At 44.8% G+C, this 17,807-nt stretch carries 19 protein-coding genes and 1 pseudogene; 1 reads left to right on the forward strand and 19 read right to left on the reverse strand.

Going from position 1 to position 17,807, the window contains the following annotated elements; all coding sequences use genetic code 11:
• Positions 1 to 182: 182 nt before the first annotated feature.
• The 3 genes from RXX31_RS16355 to RXX31_RS16365 form a co-directional block, all read right to left on the reverse strand.
• Complete coding sequence (locus RXX31_RS16355) at positions 183 to 989, reverse strand: AraC family transcriptional regulator (protein WP_317590676.1); 807 nt, start codon at positions 987 to 989, stop codon at positions 183 to 185.
• 462 nt (positions 990 to 1,451) lie between these two features.
• Entirely contained in the window at positions 1,452 to 2,654 is a 1,203-nt protein-coding gene (locus RXX31_RS16360) for an MFS transporter (protein ID WP_317590677.1), read from the reverse strand.
• A gap of 234 nt (positions 2,655 to 2,888) precedes the next feature.
• Positions 2,889 to 3,815, reverse strand: coding sequence for a DMT family transporter (locus tag RXX31_RS16365; RefSeq protein WP_317590678.1), 927 nt, complete (start codon positions 3,813 to 3,815; stop codon positions 2,889 to 2,891).
• 109 nt (positions 3,816 to 3,924) lie between these two features.
• On the opposite strand from RXX31_RS16365, the gene RXX31_RS16370 reads away from it, so the two are divergent.
• The gene (locus tag RXX31_RS16370) at positions 3,925 to 4,704 is read left to right on the forward strand and encodes a helix-turn-helix transcriptional regulator (protein ID WP_317590679.1); all 780 of its coding nucleotides are present in this window, start codon (positions 3,925 to 3,927) and stop codon (positions 4,702 to 4,704) included.
• 278 nt (positions 4,705 to 4,982) lie between these two features.
• Here RXX31_RS16370 and RXX31_RS16375 read toward each other — a convergent pair whose 3' ends face one another.
• The 16 genes and pseudogenes from RXX31_RS16375 to RXX31_RS16450 form a co-directional block, all read right to left on the reverse strand.
• Positions 4,983 to 5,312: a hypothetical protein gene (locus tag RXX31_RS16375; RefSeq protein ID WP_317590681.1), complete on the reverse strand. Its 330-nt coding sequence runs from the start codon at positions 5,310 to 5,312 to the stop codon at positions 4,983 to 4,985.
• 10 nt (positions 5,313 to 5,322) lie between these two features.
• Positions 5,323 to 7,062 carry a type IV secretory system conjugative DNA transfer family protein gene (locus RXX31_RS16380; protein ID WP_317590682.1) on the reverse strand — a complete coding sequence of 580 codons (1,740 nt, stop codon included), beginning with the start codon at positions 7,060 to 7,062 and terminating at the stop codon, positions 5,323 to 5,325.
• A gap of 41 nt (positions 7,063 to 7,103) precedes the next feature.
• Positions 7,104 to 8,120 carry a P-type DNA transfer ATPase VirB11 gene (virB11, locus tag RXX31_RS16385; RefSeq protein WP_317590683.1) on the reverse strand — a complete coding sequence of 339 codons (1,017 nt, stop codon included), beginning with the start codon at positions 8,118 to 8,120 and terminating at the stop codon, positions 7,104 to 7,106.
• Between the two features lie 195 nt (positions 8,121 to 8,315).
• Positions 8,316 to 9,509 (reverse strand): type IV secretion system protein VirB10, encoded by a 1,194-nt coding sequence (gene virB10 / locus RXX31_RS16390; protein ID WP_317590684.1) that lies wholly within the window; start codon positions 9,507 to 9,509, stop codon positions 8,316 to 8,318.
• Positions 9,506 to 10,270: a TrbG/VirB9 family P-type conjugative transfer protein gene (locus tag RXX31_RS16395; RefSeq protein ID WP_317590685.1), complete on the reverse strand. Its 765-nt coding sequence runs from the start codon at positions 10,268 to 10,270 to the stop codon at positions 9,506 to 9,508. The genes virB10 and RXX31_RS16395 overlap by 4 nt, the downstream gene beginning before the upstream one ends.
• Positions 10,267 to 11,022 (reverse strand): virB8 family protein, encoded by a 756-nt coding sequence (locus RXX31_RS16400; RefSeq protein ID WP_317590686.1) that lies wholly within the window; start codon positions 11,020 to 11,022, stop codon positions 10,267 to 10,269. Before RXX31_RS16400 ends, RXX31_RS16395 begins: the two co-directional genes overlap by 4 nt.
• A 223-nt stretch (positions 11,023 to 11,245) precedes the next feature.
• Entirely contained in the window at positions 11,246 to 12,196 is a 951-nt protein-coding gene (locus RXX31_RS16405; protein WP_317590687.1) for a type IV secretion system protein, read from the reverse strand.
• A 16-nt stretch (positions 12,197 to 12,212) separates the two neighbouring features.
• The gene (locus RXX31_RS16410) at positions 12,213 to 12,446 is read right to left on the reverse strand and encodes an EexN family lipoprotein (protein WP_317590688.1); all 234 of its coding nucleotides are present in this window, start codon (positions 12,444 to 12,446) and stop codon (positions 12,213 to 12,215) included.
• A 4-nt stretch (positions 12,447 to 12,450) separates the two neighbouring features.
• Positions 12,451 to 13,119: a type IV secretion system protein gene (locus tag RXX31_RS16415; protein WP_317590689.1), complete on the reverse strand. Its 669-nt coding sequence runs from the start codon at positions 13,117 to 13,119 to the stop codon at positions 12,451 to 12,453.
• Between the two features lie 2 nt (positions 13,120 to 13,121).
• Positions 13,122 to 15,454: pseudogene (locus tag RXX31_RS16420) on the reverse strand (conjugal transfer protein TraE).
• Entirely contained in the window at positions 15,417 to 15,788 is a 372-nt protein-coding gene (locus RXX31_RS16425) for a conjugal transfer protein TraD (protein WP_317590690.1), read from the reverse strand. The pseudogene RXX31_RS16420 and the gene RXX31_RS16425 overlap by 38 nt, the downstream one beginning before the upstream one ends.
• Positions 15,789 to 15,790: 2 nt before the next feature.
• Positions 15,791 to 16,108, reverse strand: coding sequence for a conjugal transfer protein (locus RXX31_RS16430; RefSeq protein WP_317590691.1), 318 nt, complete (start codon positions 16,106 to 16,108; stop codon positions 15,791 to 15,793).
• A gap of 13 nt (positions 16,109 to 16,121) precedes the next feature.
• Positions 16,122 to 16,724: a lytic transglycosylase domain-containing protein gene (locus RXX31_RS16435; protein WP_317590692.1), complete on the reverse strand. Its 603-nt coding sequence runs from the start codon at positions 16,722 to 16,724 to the stop codon at positions 16,122 to 16,124.
• Entirely contained in the window at positions 16,714 to 17,073 is a 360-nt protein-coding gene (locus RXX31_RS16440; protein ID WP_065300913.1) for a TraY domain-containing protein, read from the reverse strand. Before RXX31_RS16440 ends, RXX31_RS16435 begins: the two co-directional genes overlap by 11 nt.
• Before the next feature lie 53 nt (positions 17,074 to 17,126).
• Complete coding sequence (locus RXX31_RS16445) at positions 17,127 to 17,309, reverse strand: TraY domain-containing protein (protein WP_065300914.1); 183 nt, start codon at positions 17,307 to 17,309, stop codon at positions 17,127 to 17,129.
• A gap of 5 nt (positions 17,310 to 17,314) precedes the next feature.
• Positions 17,315 to 17,476: a hypothetical protein gene (locus tag RXX31_RS16450; protein ID WP_196769736.1), complete on the reverse strand. Its 162-nt coding sequence runs from the start codon at positions 17,474 to 17,476 to the stop codon at positions 17,315 to 17,317.
• Positions 17,477 to 17,807 lie beyond the last annotated feature (331 nt).

The raw sequence follows: 17,807 nt of genomic DNA on the forward strand, positions 1-17,807 counted from the left end.
TTACCTCATCCATGTTCTTTTGAACTTAGTAACCAGTGTATGAATGATAGCGATAAAAACTTGCTGAAAACTCTTGAAGGTTTGTAGAAAGCTAGCGAAAAAGTGTTGTGAACGAAGGATTAGAAGGGGACTTATCCAAAAGTGGCTGCGATTTTAGCAACCACTTATGGAGGTATGATTCACTATGATAAGTAGCTTTTTCTGTATTGTGACGGGGAAACACCAACTTGCTTAGAGAAAGCGTGCGTAAAGGTACTGTGGCCTGAAAACCCAGCGAGGTGGGCGACGTGACTGAGACTAAAAGAGCCGTGTTCCATTAAGCTTTTAGCATATTCGATTCGTTTCTGCAGTACATACTGATGGGGCGTTAAGCCGATGCTTTCTTTAAACTGGTGATGGAACTGGCTTTCACTCAGAAATACGCTGCCTGCCAATTGGCTTACCGATATCATGTTATTTATATGTTGCTCGATATAGCGATCAATCGCCTCAATATCTAATCGACGTGAGCGCTTCTGTGACTGAAAAATCTGAATGTGTCTATTTAATAGCGCAATGATAGTGTTGTTGCAGCTCTGACCAAGCAGGTAGTCGTCAGGGTGGGACGCGATTTCTGTGGTGAGTAGTTTGATTAACTGGCGTAGCTGGCTGTCTATCTGAAAGTAGTAATTATTGTCTGCTAGTTCGTTTATTTCTTGCAGGACAGCCTTATTCGTTTCAGTTTGTGCGATTAAATTGAGCACAAATATATCTGAAGGTGACTTAACTCCTCCAAACGCATGGTCAGAGCTTTCTGTGATGATACAGCCCTGTCCAGGCAATATACGGTTACCGCTGCCACTGATATCAAACTCTACTGTCCCGTGTATTCCAATCACAATTTGCAGATGATCGTGCGCGTGGTCGTCGATATCGGTAGTTAGGGTGATTAACTCGGCCGGCTTAGGTTTGCAGACAGAATAATCACTCTTTAGCATTTCCGACAACATATCTATTCACCTTATGTAGTACATAACAATCGTGAAACAGGGAAGCTATATTCATGCCAATATTGGCTTAAATATGAAAATAATTTAACTTATTGTTTATTCGAATTATTAGGGGGTTATTTGAACAGTGCAGTAGCTTGAAGAAATCAAAGGCCTATTTTTAAATAGGTGCATTGCACAATTAAGGTGCAACAAGAAAAGTACCTAAAGTTGTTTTAGTGCGGGAGTTAAAAGCCATATATATGTTCTATACGACTTATTGGAACAAGAGCAGAAGAACATTATTAATGCTCTCGACGATGCTTGGTGCTTTACTTATGGCTAACTGGGTCGGTTAATTATAATGACTTATAACAGAATCCAATTTGTGAAACGCGGAGTCAATGTTACCGCAATTCTATCGAGCAATATGAGAGAGTTGCACGTCCTATCCCATTAGAATGTACAACTCTCACAAAGCCCTTATGAAAGGGCATGTGAGCGGTGGTTTGAATAAGAACCAATCCACTGATAAAGGACTGTAAGAAGAATGCAGGCACCTAATGCTACTCTTGTTGCTCCTAATATACCTTGCCATCCCCAGTACTGATAAAAAGGTTCGAGATAGAAAACTCCCAGACTGGCTCCGGAATAATAAAAGAGACTGTATAGACCTTGTGCACTGCCTTTAGCTTTGGTAACACTTTTCCCAATTAATGTACTGGCCTGAGCGTGAACGAAAAAGAAGCCAATCGATACCATGATCATACCAACTATCATCGTGTACATATTTGACCAACTCATTATGAAGTTAGCCACGAGCATAATACTAATACCCATTACAACCCCGGATATTTGACTGTGTTTTTTTGCAAACTTACCGGCAAGTAATGAACTTGTTGTTCCTCCTAACAATGTTAAAAACATCAAGCTACGAATATCACTTGGAAGGTTGTACGGGAGGTCACCCAGAACAATCATTAAATAGCTGGAGAGGTTAACAAAAGTACCGAATGCTAAGCCAATTAATAAATAGAGCATTACTAACTGAGGTTTTTTCAGATGTTGTCCATAAGCTTTAATACATTGCCCAAGTTTGAAAGGCTGAGCTTTAAAATGCTTTTGTGGAGGCAGCAGTAAATAAATAATGACAAAGAGGATCAGACTAATACCAGCGATAACGTAACCAGCGTTAGCCCATCCATTAAGGTATTCAGAGCTTATGCCTCCGAGTAAACGACTGCTTATTCCACCAATAGTATTGGATGCTACATAGTAACCAACAGCACTAGGTAACCAGCTTTTTCTTAACTCTTCGCCTAGTAAAGGCACTGCTAATGCCGGGCATACCGATAAAAACATTCCCTGTAGAAAACGGAAAGATAAAAACAATGGGTAATTGTGGACGAGAGGTAAGGCCAAAGACATGATTAACCCGATAGCGGTTCCCCCGAGTAAAATTTTACAGCGACCAACAGAATCAGACCAACTGGCAAAAATAAGTAACCCCAACCCCATACCAAACAGAGGTGCTGACATTGCTAGGTTTGCAGATAATGAACTGATCTGAAACTCCTGCTGTAATACTGGTAATAACGGCTGCAACCAGTAAATGTTAGAAAAAGTCACTATAGAACAAAGGCATACTGAAATTATAAATCTGCTAGGGTAGGGTAATTTTTTCACTGTTTTCCACAATATAGTTAATAATCAAAAAAGAATGTGTTATCAGAATTCTGTAGAAAGATTGCTAAGAACTGTTGATTATCCATTCCAAACTTCACCCTTAAAGTTTATTTACGGGAATGATAAAAAGTTGTGAAAATCTATTATGTATTTGTGAAAAGCTCTTAATTACTCTCCGACATCTAAATAAATTCAAGCATACTAGCGAACTTACCTAGAACTATCGAAGAAGTTTCATCCTTTAGCTTGTTGCAAATGATGAATTCTTCTTAATGCCCAGCTAGTGCTATTGACAACAAAGATACCAGAAAGAATTAATGTCGAGCCTACCAGGAATTGTCTATCTAAGTGCTCTCCAAGCAATATGTAGCCAAAGACCACACCAAACAAAGGGGTTATAAATGAGAGAATCCCAATTTGTGATGCTTGATAGCGACTTAGTAGCCAAAACCACATTAAAAAGGCAACAAATGACACGGCCACCGATTGGAACAACAAGTTACTCCACACCATAGGTGTCGAATTGAAATGCCACTGTTGGGTTACGGTAGCAGCCACTGCTAATAGAACGAAACCAACGATGAGCTGATAAAAGACCACTTGCTTCGCAGGTACTTTTGCGAGTGAAGTGCATCGAACAATCACTGTCGTCAACGACCAAGCTAAGGCAGCAATAAAAGCAAGAATATCTCCGATGAAAGTACTTGAGGTAACCGTTGAGCTCGGTACCCAGAAAATGACACCTATACCGGAAAAAGCAATCAGAATCCCCACCCACTGAGCCAAAGACATTCTTTCTGATGGAATAAATAGATGAAGAATTAAAGCGGTGAAAATGGGTGAGCTATATAAAAACACTACGGCGTGTGCTGCGGTTGTTCGAGTCAGTGCTTCCCCCAATAAGAAAAACTCCAACGCGAAAAACACCCCCGCCAGAACTCCATATTTTTTTGCGCCCGATTCAGAGGCAAAACGTTCTTTCTTAAGACGCATGTACGTTAGGATCAAAACGGCTGCGAACAAAGAGCGCAAGGCAAGTTGGACGATGGGTGCCATATCTGAACTTACGGTTTTAATTGCGACTTGCTGGCCTCCCATGATCATACAAAAGATGACCATAAGTGAGAAAGAGGTGGCATCGATAGGTTTTCGTTGTTGCATGATTGTTTGTCTTCTCCCGATAGTTGTTAATATTTATATTGCCCATGACGCATTCAAAACATATAGTTCAAAACTGACATGTAACCGCGCAGAAGTGACACTTTGGTCTATGATAAAAAATTGCAGTTTGGCTCCTTTTAAAAGCCATACCCCAGAGCCGATGTATTTTCGTGTTGCACAAGTGCCTGCTAACTCAAGTTATCCAAACCACAGCCATCCTTGGGGGGAGTTTGTCTATTCTTACAATGGCGTTATGGAAGTGAGAATTGGTCGACGGACCTACTTAGCGCCATCGCAGTATGGGATTTGGCTTCCGCCTGGAATCGAGCACCAAGGTTCCAATCAATATGAGGCAACTCACTGCTCGTTATATATCGAGAAGAGTTTCGCCTGCGCATTACCAAACAGAGTATGTGCTCTGCAAGTCACACCATTGGTTCGTTCGGCACTTGAGCATTTAAAAAAATTTGTACCTTCATCGCCCTACTCAGAAGAGCAAACCCGATTAATCCGAGTTATCTACGATCAACTTAAGCAGTCTAATTCCATTGAGAGCTTTTTACCTTCGACTGAAGATGCAATGTTATCTAGAGTCCTCACCTACATCGAAAATAATCTAGATCAAGACATCCCCATTAAATCGCTGGCAGCCCATGTTTACGTTACTGAGCGTACTTTAATGCGTAAGAGCAACAAAGAGTTGGGAATGTCGCTAACAGAGTGGAAGCAAAAACTTAAAGTGCTTAAAGCCATGGATCGATTAGAACTGGGGGGTAGCATCGAAACCATTGCCCTCGAGCTTGGTTATTCCAGTTCGTCGGCGTTTATATCTATGTTTAAAAGAATCATGGGAGTAACTCCAAAAGAATACGTTAAGATGAACGTGTAATGTTTGAGCAATCATTCCTACATTCAGACAGGGTCTTAATACACTCTCGGCCCTTTTAAGGGAGGCTATGCCTTCTAGAGCGCCGTTAATCCTTCGAAATAGGAGTTTCCGGAGGTATCAAAATAGTGCGTTTCACCATATGGTTGGCCATCGATATAGGTTGTGACATAACGAATGGTGCGAGAGCAGTTTTTGGGGCTTCTTGTGCCTTCTTTACCACTGATGCGGCAACTTGTTCTTTCAATGATTTTGCTTGGTTCAATGTCGTAATTTGTGCATTAACGCCAATCATTTCGCTCGTGCCACCGAACACAGACTTTTTGTGGAGGGATGTAAGCCGCAAGACCATCTTTTGCGCTTATGTCTGAACCGCTAGGGCTGCCATGAGGTACATCACCGGAAAACAAGCAGGATGTGAAGTTAGGTAATGGTGGCTTAAACTTTTTGATCCGCTTAACGAACGCTTTCTTAGCGCCACTGCAACCACCTGGAAAGCCTGTAGGCAGGCAGAGCCAAATCGCACATTCATCGTCGCTTGCGGCGTAAGTGGGTTGAACAGGTAATAAAAAAGCCGCTGTGATAGCGGCCATAAAGAGTTTATGTTTCATGGGAAGTTCCTCAATGTAAGTTAAGGAGAGGGATTTCAGGGATATTCGCTTCGGAATATTTCACTCGCTCAGCGAACACAGGCTCTTCAAAGTAAATGATTTTCTCTGCGATGAAGGGGCGTTGGTTCTCTTTCAAAATCAGTGTCTTGATACCGATGTTTTTTGCTTTGGGGTGCTTTTCGAAACCAAGCTCAACGATTTCATGCGGCATCATCAACGGGCGTTTAAGCTCATCTTCACTGGTCGTTCGGCTTGAGCTCTTGCCCGTACTGCGGCTGACTTTACGCTTTTTCACTGTTTTAGTGCCCAAGGTATCAGAGAGTAGACGAACGTTGTCGTCCACTTCTTTCGGTGGGTAGACCACCTTGACGCCGTGGTTCTTACGAATGTTCTTCGCGTTCTCTCGGCCATACACTTCTTCGAGCTGGCCTTCGTCTTGGTAGATGGTTAAAAATCGCAGGTTATAACCAGCGGTATAGCTGATCGCTTTTTCGATTTGTTTCACTCGGCCAAGGGCAGTGAACTCATCGAGCAGTCCCAAACATTGATATTTCAGAGTGTCGTCATGCTCAGGTAGGGTGCGGGTATTTTCTGAAATTAGCTGTTCGAAGAATAAGTTGAACAGCTTGCCAAAGTTTTTGAGGTTGGCAGGTTGGCAACCGACATAGATGGTCATTCGCTGCTTGCGAAGCTCACGAAAATCAAAATCAGAGCCGCTAACCGCTGCCGCTGTGACGCGGTCGCTGAATATAGCTAGTGGACTGAGCAGATTACTTTCGACGCTCGAATACGTCTCTTCGGCCATCGATAAGCAATTATTGAATTCAAAACGCGCATCGTCCGAGATGTAGTCGTTTTTTAGCTCTCGGCGCATCCAAGCTCTGAGGCCTCCATCGATACCGCCAAGACTCAGCACGTAAGGTAAAGAGGGCGCGATACCTGTGATGGACTCCGTATCGAGCATCCAACAACTGATCCCCTTAAACAATTTACCTGCCAGTTCATTCCAAATATCACTCTTATCCCCAGAAACTGGGTATAAGCTGTTAGCAATGTTCAGCACATCGCCCACCCGAAATATTTGACTTCGGCGAACATAGTCGTAGGGGTTCCAACGGTGGGTACGCAGCTCTTCGCGCTCTCGAGCTTGTTCATCTACTGCAAAACCATCTGGCGCAAACATGAAAACGTCCTGGCCGCACTGTTGGCGAAACCCACCACTTTTCACTAAGTTCTCGAACTTAATGTCCACGCAAACCAATGAGTCAGGGTAAGTCACACAGTTAGGGATAACGATGCCGACGCCTTTACCGCTTCGTGTTGGGGCTGGTACTTCAACAAACTGTGAGCTCGCAAGCTCGATGAAGCGCCCTTTGAAGCGTCCCTTTGGCATCTTGCCTAATAGGATGCTTGGCTTCCTTTTTTTTGCTTTGGGGTTAGGGAAAAGGCCGGAGTTCACCAAATCCATATCGGTCGCAAATTTCGCACTACCGTGGATCTCTTCTCTCTTTTGGCTCGCAATGGCGATCACGATAGCTATCAGTGTCGGGAGTAAAGTAATGGCAATACTGACTGTCACACCCATCACCAGGAATTTCTTGATTTCAGGGTTGTGGCTGTAGGCTTGCCACTGGTCAAAGAGGCTGTGATAAGTCAGGTGATCTAACGAGATACTGGTAAGCTTGTAATAGGCAGCGCCGCCGCCATACAAACCACCAAAAAAGCACAGTAGGGTAAAAAAAAGGAACATTGCGAACAATGCTCCCTTTTTCATTTTGGATAGCGCCATAATTAGCCCTCGCTTAACAGTCGATTCTTCTCGACGGGGTCGTAGTAGAGCTCGACAAGGTGAGTGTGTTTGAAAAAGGCAATCACATCAATGCTGGTTCGAATGGTTCGCATGATGTGTTCATAATCCAATGTCTGGCCGACCTCAGATTGTTTGACCAACCCCGCCAGGCGTGCGGGTGTTGAGTAACAGTCGTTGGCGTGAATGGTGGTGATCGAGCCTTCGTGTCCGGTATTGAGCATTTCAAGGTATGTCCATGCCTCATCACCGCGCAACTCGGCCAACAAAACATGATCGGGCTTCATTCGCATACAAGACTCGATGATTAGTTTGGGTGTTAACCCGCCTTGTTTGTAAAACAAATGAAGGTGATTCGGGTGGTGAGGTAAATCCAGCTCGTGCACATCCTCAATCGTGAAGAGTCGCTTATCGGTTGGGTATTCATCCACCATGGCCTTCATCACTGTGGTTTTGCCTGAACCAGTACCGCCAACCAATAAAATATTGAGCCTGCTCTTTACTGCCAGGCTAAAAAACTTCGCTATATCGCCAGCTTGCTTGAGCGTGAGAAGCTGTTCTTGAACCAGTGTTAATTCAACATGGCTCACATCCATTTCTCTAAAGCCTGCGAACCGCCCACTTTGTTGATAGCTCGAAAGGGAGAATCGCGTCAGGGAGGGTTTTCGGATGGTCATGCTGACAATGCCGTTTTCAGTCGCAGGTGGGATTGCAATCTGACCTCGTTCGCCATCGGGAAAAATGACTGAAACGACCGGGTTTGCTTCACCAAGGGGAATGGTCAGCCCCGCGAAGGTGGCTAAGGCTTTCGCGAGATTGCTGCACATACTCAATGATAAGTTTGGGATCGCGTCACTCTCCCAACCGTTGCCACGGTCAAACCACACCTCATTAGGGCGATTAATGGCGATCTCGGTAAGCCCTTCTAAGTCTAGGTAGTAGCGCAGCCCGGTCATGCTTAATAGTTGATTGACGGTTGCGGCCTTATCGATGGTGTTCATGATGATCCTCTTCGATGTTGAATGTCCTCCGCTGCTCAATTTCTTTTTGTACCTCTAGCCAATAACTGACGAAGTGCAGGGAGGCATGAGCAAGGGCGTTGGGGTGAAGTTGGATAGGAAGGTGGTTGGCCTGTCGGGTCTAAATTTTTACTTATAGATCATTAATGTTATCTATCAGACCAACCAGATGGGCGGCTATTCGAATGTGTACACACTCGACATATCAATGTCACGGGCGACAATGATGTTGATGCGTTGACCTATCTTGGTGTAGCCCGTTGGCGAGATATTGATGGAGCTTTCTAGCGCTTTTTCAGCCATGTTACTGGCATTCTCGGTAGAGCTGTCAAAGGTAATGTCACCATTAGAGGATGCAGCTTTATCTGCCAGGGCGCCAAATGCATCATCGAGGAAGGAAAGTAAGATCGCTCCCCCAAAGCGCTCTTTAAAGTGATTGTCTATCCAAGCCTCATTACCACTGGCGCCAAGACGATCCGCGCCAAGTGAATCGATGCGAATAGAGATCCCGTTGGGTGTCTCGATATCAGCCCATGTGGTGAATAAACGATTTTTCCCAGCTTCTAACTGAACGTTTTGCGACCCCGTCAGTAGTGAACCTCGTTCGACCAGTAACGCTTTACCATTGGCACTGTATACATCCTGAGTGACGCGGCAGGTTACGATGCCTTGATAGTCAGAAATAATCTGACTGTATAGCGCACAAGGAATGATAGAGCCGTGTTTCAACAGAAAGTCTAAACTCCCTTGCTTACGTTTAGAGGCACGACCCATCGCAAAGGTAGGGGCGTCATAGCTATTGTCATAAGTGGCAGAGTCGGCACTGCTTTGGTAGCTTGCAGCGTTGCCACTGTCTACATTGACCATGAGACCACCCATCAAACGGCGCTCTTGTGGTGTCGGTGGCGCGTTTTTGTCTTGCTTCGAAGTTGTGGAAGGTTTTGGCGCTACGGTGGGCTCAGGAACGCCCGTTTTAGTGACAGTGACAGGTTTGTGTTGCTCAGCTTCAGACTTGGCTTGCTTGAGCTCTTGCTCTCGTTTCCATTTTTTGGCTCGTTCCTGCTGCGCCTTGACCTTTTCGTGTTCACGTTTCGCTTTCTCAAACCAAGCGCTGTCGTTACCAACAGTGCCTTTTTCAACGCCAACCACTTCGGCACTGGCATCTGGCTGCATTGGTTGCTCTTCTAATTCCGCTGCACGGAATCGATTTATAGCAAAAAGAACACCAACAGCGACGACCACTAAGGCTAAGATCACCAAAGCGATGACAATGGTCGCTTTGTTTTTCTTCTTGCGACCGCTGACCGTGAGATCGCCACGGTCAAGGTCTGCACTCTCATAAGCGCTTGGGATGGTGTTGTTATCACTCATGACTCATCCTCCTTGATCACACGAGTCGCTTTAATCGAGCTCGCTTTTGGGTTATGGCCAGCAAACTCGACAAAGTGGGAAAGGATCCCCAAGACACGTTCGCCAAGGCGCAAACGGTATTCGTTGGCAACCGAGTGGATCACGATGGTGTCTTGCTCAATGTGGTAGTTCACTAAAGACTCTTTGCCATCGGGGTTGATTTGGTAAATCACAGGCAGTTCTGCATTTTTAGAAAACTTCATGCAGGTGAATCGCCCATCGTCCCACGCATAGGCAGGAGCCAATTCTTCATCACCCCACTTAACGTAACGGAAGTTGTAATTACCATCGGTACAAGGTGCTTTGAGAGGGGAGGTGTTGGCTTTCTTCGGTTTTGGATAACGCATTTTCACCACGTAGAACGGCTGTTGGTTGGTGAACAGTTCGAATGAGTAGGTGCGTCCTAAATCGCTTACGATGGTTAAGTTGGTATTGGGCTGCTTGGCTTGCGGTTTAAAAAAGACATTATTACCGCGAACATTAAACCCCCACGCGGCGGCGTCACCCATCCCTAAACCAGCATGTTCCCCAACGATGGTTTCATTTCTATCGAGCTGAATGAGTGTTGCGACTCCCACTTTGGTGCGTATCGCAATCACATCGCTAGGATCATAGTCGGCATACACAATGCGGCGGTCTTTGCCTTGGTGCTTTGGCAGCGTTAAGCCGCTGCTGGAGAACGGCATCAAACAAACTAAAGAGACAATAAGTCGTTTTATCATTGGATCACCCTGTTTTCTTGATAACTGGTGACTCGGAAACCAAGTGGATTAAGTTGGCGCTCCGATTCCTTTGTGATTTCCTTGAGGTAATCAAAGGTGATGGTTGCGCTCCATTTGGTCGGCAGGAAACTGGTGTCAGGGGTATCGTCACTATTGAGCACCACTTTAGTGAAAAACACTTGCGCGAGCATTTGGTCCTGGCGTGTCGGCAAGAACGAAACCGCGACGTCTTCTAAGCGGATTTTTTTATAGTCCTTGAATACTTCAACAGGCGAGTTCTTCGCACGCAGTTGTGTGCTGTAGGCGCTAAATACATCATGGCGACTGGTGAGCTTGATGTAATCAAACGCATCTTGCACCGTCTGCCATTGGTAAGAGCCACGAGTGATGACATAACGATTTAGCCAATGTTTATCTAACGCTTCGCCGTAGGTGATTTGTCTTGCGTCAGCGAGCGGTTGGACGATTTGTGTCATGCCTGTTTGTGGGTCGATGTAGAGCAATCGATAGTCCACAGTTTTGAGCGGCATCATCACCACAATCGCAATACCAAGTATCAACGCTAGAATGCCTGAGCCCGTCGCGACTTTCCATGCGGTCTTAGCGGATGTTTTGGCGAGCTCGACACGATCTTGCTCAAATAACTTGATCTCATTGAGATATTCATCGGCTTGCTTTTGATGTTTGGCGGTTGGTTTCTGCTCGGCCTTGGCATAATTATGTTCCAAGGCAGAATCGATGGTTGTGCTCATGACATTTCTCCTTGGGTGTACAAATCAGCAAGGTTTACTTTGGAAGGATTAACGGGAGTGATATCGCCTTTTGGCTCCGGTGGCGGCGGTGGGGTGCTAGAGCAACCCACAGTCAAACACGCCACCAACAAGAGGGTAAGCGTCTTCATAAACTGTCCTTTTTCAGATACAAAAAAACCGCGTAAAGCGGCGTGGTGTATAGGGTGAGAGAATGAGGGTGGTGTTAGCCTGGTCTAATTCGGTTTTTGGTTTGGTCATACAAGGATTTACCTGTGTTATACGTGCTTTGTCCTGCTCGTTTGGTTGCTCCCGCTCCACCTTTTGCTAGATCACTAAGGCTTCGCATACCCATTCCCATATTGCTGACTAAGCCGTTGATACCAACACCACCTGAAAGAGAGGACGTTAGTACTGGGATCTGAACGGAAATCAAAATACAGCAACCAAAAAGGATTAAAGTCATCAAGCATGAAGCAAAAGATATCTCTTCGTTGCCGCCAACAACATAGTTGATCGTCAGATTGAAAATGTTGAAAGCAAGCGGATAGACGATAGTAAGTAGAACGTAATTAAAACACTGGCCTGTCCATGACTGGAACATGCTTCGTGTAGATGGAAAAAACGCAAACATGATAAACAGTGACCCGAGAATAAGAAGGAATCCCACCATCACTTTTGCTACCAGTAAGTAGGCGGTAGCAATTAGCAGAAACGGTACATATCCCAATATAACAAGTACCAATAAGATGATCATAAGAAATGAATCTCCCCAAGAGGCGGTTACACCAAAAGATACGTTCTCCCATAGGCTTTCTATTTGAAGAAGCATGGTTTCGAACATTTCTTGAAGCGCACTTCCGCTTCCTCCTGTGGATGCAGTTAAATAACTGGCTATCGTATCTCCAGAAAGCAATACCATTGGAACTATAGAGGACATGTACCAAGAAGTATTAAAAGCAACGGTTGTACAAAGAGCCAGTGAGCTAATGAATTTCAAAGACTCCATGATCATTATTTTTTCTGAGTCAAAGAGCATTTGATATGCAAGATGGATAGCATATAAGGTCACAAATGAACCTATCAGAGGTGTTATCACATCAGCAAAAAGAACAACCATCGCCCCTATGTTGTCAGTTACGATGGTTGTTACGAAGTTAAATAGATCTTCAAACATAGCTAATCCTCAGAGATTACTCTTTTAGCTTGATTCCTCCGCCAAAAACATTGCTCTTCAAGTCCTTGCTAACGGCTGAAGCTGCATTTTCGCAATCGGCATCTTTATTTCGTGCGTCATTTTCGCAATCGGAAAGCACTTGCTTCGCCTCATCTAAATGCTGCGAGTAATAATCGACGGTTTTGGCTTCTTCAGAACAAGCTGTTAGTAGGATTAAAGTTAGTGGTAGTGTTTTTATGATTGATTGCATGTCGTTAACCTCTTTTTATTGGGATACCCTCGCCAAAAACTTGCTGCTTTAGTTTCAAACTTCGCTGCTGTGCTTCTAGTGTTTTTTGGCGCTCTAACATGTCTGATATTGAATCCATCATGCGTTGCTCGTTTTGCATCTGCATGGTTTCAAAGTTAATGCTGTTAGCTAAGTCTTCTTTGGCCGCTGGCGTTGTTGCTGTTCCGAACTGACTGAGTAGCCGACCCATTCGTTGGTTGCGTTCAGTGCTGCGTTTATACAGCATCTCCTGAAAACGAAATTGTTTCAGTTGCATATCGTAGCGTCTTTGTATTACTGGATCGTCTGAATAAAGTTCTAATTCAGAACGTAGGTCGGATATATCGTCAATCGCGTCATACAAATTGTTGTAGGTGCTGAGGTCGATCACATCGTTTAAGTTAGGGTCACTGAGAATTTCTTCAAATCCATAGTGACCTTCCACCATCGACTTATAGTGATCTGCCTGGTTTTTAAGTTGATTAAGACGGTTGCGAGCTTCGTTTATCGACTGCGTAAACTCTTGTGCTCGCTGCGCACTATCAACCACCATCTGAGTGATACCCGCAACATCAACTACAGGGATACCCGATGCTTGTGTTGACGCGTTCAGTGTCAGTGCAATACATAGGGCGAGCGAGGTTCGTTTGAGCATAGCTATCTCCTTTTTAGCAGTTCAGGTATCCACAAATCAGGTTCATTACCCACCTCTGCACGAATGGTCTCGCACAACACAATGTCATCGGTAGAGCCTGAAATAATCGGTAGAAACTCATCAAAGCCACCTAAATCCAGTTTCGCAAAACAACTGGTGTTAGATTGCTTAATGAGCATGATTCGGCTTTGTTTATCGAGCGCTTTGAGTTTAGTGAACTCGCCTTTTGTCAGGTTACATTGCTTGTAAGCGTCATACTCTGCATCAGGGTTAGGCAAATACACTTTGGTTGCGGTTTGTTGGATGATGGCCGGAAAAATTTCACACTGAATGGCATCTTCTGGTGACTGTGACGACAGCACCATAAACTCATTCATCAAACGCCCTGTTTTTAACGTCCGTTTCATCACCGCCTGGGTGAGAGGGAAGTTCGCTGGCATCCAGAACTCTTCAACGATGGTTTGCAATAGCTTGCCAGACTCTTGCATCAGCTCTTTTAAAAAGAACAAACAGGCAAGAACTGGCTCACTAGCTGGGTGGACATTGCCGCTGGAATCTTTCTCCAGTAGCAAGGTTGAATCAAAGCCAATGCGCTCCATTGCTTTCGGATTGAACTGATTGTGAGGTGAGTCTAAGCACCAGGCGAGCTTGCCGTTTTCGCTGCGACACCATTTACTGAGTCTCATGCGCAAGTCCGGATCTTGAATGGATTGCAGCATCATACTGAGGCCGCGCATTGGCGCGTCAAAGTGCATTACGCTGTCTATCGCGTCTTTGATTTCTTTTTCATCATGGGCGCTGATATGACCTTGTGAATCTTGTGCCAGCCGGCATACAAGACGGTTCAAAAAGCTAACCAGTTTCGGCGTATGCTCCAATTGGAAAGGGTTGATACCTGTATCTTCTCCTTCCTTAATCGAGAAGTATTCATCATTAAACGCACGGATAAACAGCTCGGTTGAGCGCTTATAATCGATACAAAATATTTGCTGATTAAAGCGAGTAAAAAAGCCAGTAAGGGTGGCTTCCAGCGTAGTTTTCCCTGAACCAGACGCACCAAGGATCAAGGTGTGTCCTGCGCTTTTCTCTCCTGTATTGTCCTTGCCCACCTCAGAGGCATGACAGTTAAAATAGAACAAGGAGTTCGATAAGGTTTTTAAGGGAATGATGGCACTACCATCACCAACCGGATTGCCAGATGCTTTGCCTGTAGAGTAGTTGTGTAGTGACCACGTAGAAGCAAGGTTAGCGATAGTACGAGGCGAGGGTTTAATTCGCTCTTTCGATGCTGGAAGGGCGCTAAGAAACGAAAACTGCGACTTGAGATTTGAGCGTTTAAGTACCGTTCCTTTTGCTAAGAACTGACCATTTAAGTCAGCGCTATCCATTAACACTTTATCTGGTGAATCACCAATGACAGCCAGTGAGGCGTGATAGTCACCAAAACTGACTACGCCAGAGGCAACATAATCTCGCGCTGTTTTCAGTTCCTCTAACTCATGTTCAGCATTGTCACTGGATTCGATAAGGTTGGTTTGCTTATCAATCATTTTCTGAGCTTTGAGTGATTGCATGAAAATCATCGATTGAGTCAGAACAAACTCTGTTGGTTGGCTCAAGATGAAGTCCCACATGCCCATTTCAGTTGCTGTAGGGAGCGCATCGAGCTCGAAGAAGGTGGCGAACTTCGTTGCCTCGTTATTGGCGTTGCGAACTTCGAGAAGATCGTGACCGAAATGCCAGTCACTATGACCGATATAGTCTCGTACTTTCTCCGAGGTTAGGGGTTTTGGTTGGTCGTTGTAGTTGAGTAAGTAAGAAAGGAACTCATATGTTCACAACGGTGGTTATTACTCACTTCTAGCACCTTACAATCAAAGCGCTTCAATGCTGCTGAGACGGTCTTGATAATATCACTGATCTCATATTCTCCTTCCGCTAAGGTGCCTTTGTAATTAAGTACAAAGGTGATGTAGTAACGAACACTGAAAAAATCCTCACCGGAAAAGTTTTGCAGGTAGCGATCAGAAAAGCGCTGCATAAAGTCACTTTCGAAGCGGTAGTTTGCTTCAAAGTGTTCTTTGCACTTAATGATGTGTGTCCACGTTGCAAGCTGACTGCCGTACTTCCTGGCAAGGGTACTGAGGATGTTTTTTACTAGCTCAAAAGAGGATTTGAGCGTGTTGTATGACTCTGACTCGAAGGGAATGCCATTAAGGCTTATGGTTGTCATGATTTTTGACTCGTCCAAAGAGATCATTGAACGATTGATAGGGTAACCATAAGCAGGAAGTCGATCAGTCATGGGTATTGTTTTTAAACCATTCACTGACATGTTGTTTTCTCCTGAATGGGTGGTTATCGATAGAAGTGAATGAAATGGTGTTGGATTGACAACGAAGGCGAGTTAAGAAACCTTTTGCCTCCCATTTCATATCATCAATGGCTCGGCTGTCTTCCATGCTGCGAATGCGGATGTAAAGCAGCCCTAAAGCAATAAAGGCTGGAAATACCAGCCCTTTTACGCCGAAGAAACTCAGACCAACCCAACCGATAATCAGCATGAGCAAAGCGCCCATTATTAGGGGGATAATAGGAATGCCAAGCATTAAGGGCTTACGAGCCAGTGAGTTATAACTGGCATATTGTTCTCGTTCTTCGCTATACATGATTAGCTTCCCCAAATAGACCAGGCGTAAGTGACAGCGGCAACGATACCGCCAGCGCCTGCAGCTTTGGTGATACTGATGCCAACATCGCCCCATGTTTTTTTATCCATCAGAGCCAATATCACCATGACGATGCTGTATAGCACCACTGCTGAACCAAGAAGTTTGTATGCCCATGATGCAATTTCATCGACCCAGTTAGTGGCTTCATCCAGTCCACCTGCGGCGAGTGCCGGATAACAGAAAAGAACCAGCATCATTGCGATGAATACTGCTTTTAGGTTGCTGTGTACGTGCGAGTTTGAATTAAGAGTTTTCATTAAAGTTTCCTTATTAATAAGAGAAGTCACCAAACACATCCCAGGTATGGGCTTGCTTTAGTGGGTTCGGTTTTGAAGGTTGAGAAGACCCAGAGGCTGAGTCGTAAGATTCAGAAATGATGGTGGAGGGGAGTTTCTTAGCTCGGTTGAATTTTTCAACGTAGCTCAGTCCTTTTTCTCCGTCTCTCTGATAGCCTCGTAGGAAGTTATTGGAGTAGTAACAAGAGGCGGCATCATCAAGTAGTTGTTGGTGTGCCCTGTTTGGTGCTCGCGCTTTTGCTCGGTGGTAACATTTGGCGTAAACATCCGCTCCAACCTCAATGTTTTTGCACGCGTCAAATGCGGTTTCGATAGTCATGCCATAGGCAGGAAAGTTCTCTTTAAAGATTTGCATCAGGCCCAAACTGTACTTAAAGCCGTTTTCTTTCAAATCAGTTGCGATTTGGATAGCTTCAAGTTTGGTTTTGGGTTGGTTAACCGATTTGGCTCCGACTACGGCGATAGCGTAGGGATTTCGAGAGCTTTCGTTATCGATGAGGCGTTTGAGGATGCTTGCGTCAACTTGGCTTTGGCAGGTATTGAGTAGAGGGATTAACGCGCTCAACTCAAGGAGCATGGTCTTCCTCCTGTACGACACCAACCGCTGAGATGGTTGGATATCGCTGTAAGTGGTCTTTTAGTCGAATCGAGTATTCATCAACTAAGGTTTTTACCTTATACCTGCCTCGATACAGACACGGTACAACGCTTTTTCTTACCCTAATGGGGAGCTTAATGGACGTTCTGAAAACTACCTCATCAAGCCTATCTTGAGGGCTGTGATGAAAACGCTGTACGTGGTCAATTAAGCGAAGGCAAGCCTCTTTTTTTAAGGAGCGAAAAGAGCGCTTGGACGCTTGGCTCAGAAGGTCGTAAGTTTGTTGGTCGAGGGTCAATTGTCCCTCAATGAGATCTTCTTTATCCATGTTGATTCTCCTTTTATTGTCCCAAGGTTGGATCTTTTTGGATAAAAAAAGCGCTAAGGTTTAGCGCGAGGTTTCATATGTTTGTCGAACTTAGATAAGTGATCTTTAAGACGGAATCGAGCTTCTTTGCGTTTCGACCTGTCGTTCATTTCGGCTGATTCTTCAAGAAGTCGGTTGGTTTCCGCGTCCATTTCGAACCAAATTCCAGTTGGGTCTTTATTTGTGTTTTCTGGCATTTCGATTACCTCAGCGTTAAGAACTCGCGTGCATGAAATCGTCGGAAGTGATTGCGAGTTCGCTCTAGTTCGATGCCTTGTGGTGTTCGTTCTTTTGTTGCCTTATCTACCTTTGATTGAGTTCTCAAATAGCGATAAGAACGAAACCGTTTGAGTTTGTTGGTCATAGTTATTTCTCCTTGCGTGATTGCTCTTTCACTTTCATCGGCTCAGAGCAAAACCGAACCCTGCCCGTTTGCAAGACGTCGGGTGTGTTTGGGGAATATTTCACTCCACTAAGTTTTAGTGGGGCTTCCCCGTCGATAAAACTGATGCAGTGGAGCACGTTTCCAACGTTCTGTTGCGGCGTCTTATCTGCCTAGGCACAAATTGATAAAGAGCGATGTTCATATGTATATATATACATATGTCTTAGGGTCTCTGTCAAAGTTAGGGGACCGAATTTTATGCGCGGTAATCCACAGTTTTGGCATTCTCTAAAAACTAAATGAATTGTTC

It is taken from the genome of Vibrio sp. EA2, assembly GCF_033042495.1.
GTDB lineage: Bacteria > Pseudomonadota > Gammaproteobacteria > Enterobacterales > Vibrionaceae > Vibrio.

What these genes read in the sequence shown, in the direction of transcription:
- RXX31_RS16395 (WP_317590685.1), bottom strand. Translation starts at nt 10,270, where the DNA reads ATGATAAAACGACTTATTGTCTCTTTAGTTTGTTTGATGCCGTTCTCC.
- RXX31_RS16365 (WP_317590678.1), bottom strand. Translation starts at nt 3,815, where the DNA reads ATGCAACAACGAAAACCTATCGATGCCACCTCTTTCTCACTTATGGTC.
- virB10 (WP_317590684.1), bottom strand. Translation starts at nt 9,509, where the DNA reads ATGAGTGATAACAACACCATCCCAAGCGCTTATGAGAGTGCAGACCTT.
- RXX31_RS16425 (WP_317590690.1), bottom strand. Translation starts at nt 15,788, where the DNA reads ATGTATAGCGAAGAACGAGAACAATATGCCAGTTATAACTCACTGGCT.
- RXX31_RS16435 (WP_317590692.1), bottom strand. Translation starts at nt 16,724, where the DNA reads ATGCTCCTTGAGTTGAGCGCGTTAATCCCTCTACTCAATACCTGCCAA.
- RXX31_RS16355 (WP_317590676.1), bottom strand. Translation starts at nt 989, where the DNA reads ATGTTGTCGGAAATGCTAAAGAGTGATTATTCTGTCTGCAAACCTAAG.
- RXX31_RS16445 (WP_065300914.1), bottom strand. Translation starts at nt 17,309, where the DNA reads ATGCCAGAAAACACAAATAAAGACCCAACTGGAATTTGGTTCGAAATG.
- RXX31_RS16370 (WP_317590679.1), top strand. Translation starts at nt 3,925, where the DNA reads ATGATAAAAAATTGCAGTTTGGCTCCTTTTAAAAGCCATACCCCAGAG.
- virB11 (WP_317590683.1), bottom strand. Translation starts at nt 8,120, where the DNA reads ATGAACACCATCGATAAGGCCGCAACCGTCAATCAACTATTAAGCATG.
- RXX31_RS16380 (WP_317590682.1), bottom strand. Translation starts at nt 7,062, where the DNA reads ATGTTCCTTTTTTTTACCCTACTGTGCTTTTTTGGTGGTTTGTATGGC.
- RXX31_RS16400 (WP_317590686.1), bottom strand. Translation starts at nt 11,022, where the DNA reads ATGAGCACAACCATCGATTCTGCCTTGGAACATAATTATGCCAAGGCC.
- RXX31_RS16450 (WP_196769736.1), bottom strand. Translation starts at nt 17,476, where the DNA reads ATGACCAACAAACTCAAACGGTTTCGTTCTTATCGCTATTTGAGAACT.
- RXX31_RS16375 (WP_317590681.1), bottom strand. Translation starts at nt 5,312, where the DNA reads ATGAAACATAAACTCTTTATGGCCGCTATCACAGCGGCTTTTTTATTA.
- RXX31_RS16430 (WP_317590691.1), bottom strand. Translation starts at nt 16,108, where the DNA reads ATGAAAACTCTTAATTCAAACTCGCACGTACACAGCAACCTAAAAGCA.
- RXX31_RS16415 (WP_317590689.1), bottom strand. Translation starts at nt 13,119, where the DNA reads ATGCTCAAACGAACCTCGCTCGCCCTATGTATTGCACTGACACTGAAC.
- RXX31_RS16410 (WP_317590688.1), bottom strand. Translation starts at nt 12,446, where the DNA reads ATGCAATCAATCATAAAAACACTACCACTAACTTTAATCCTACTAACA.
- RXX31_RS16405 (WP_317590687.1), bottom strand. Translation starts at nt 12,196, where the DNA reads ATGTTTGAAGATCTATTTAACTTCGTAACAACCATCGTAACTGACAAC.
- RXX31_RS16440 (WP_065300913.1), bottom strand. Translation starts at nt 17,073, where the DNA reads ATGGATAAAGAAGATCTCATTGAGGGACAATTGACCCTCGACCAACAA.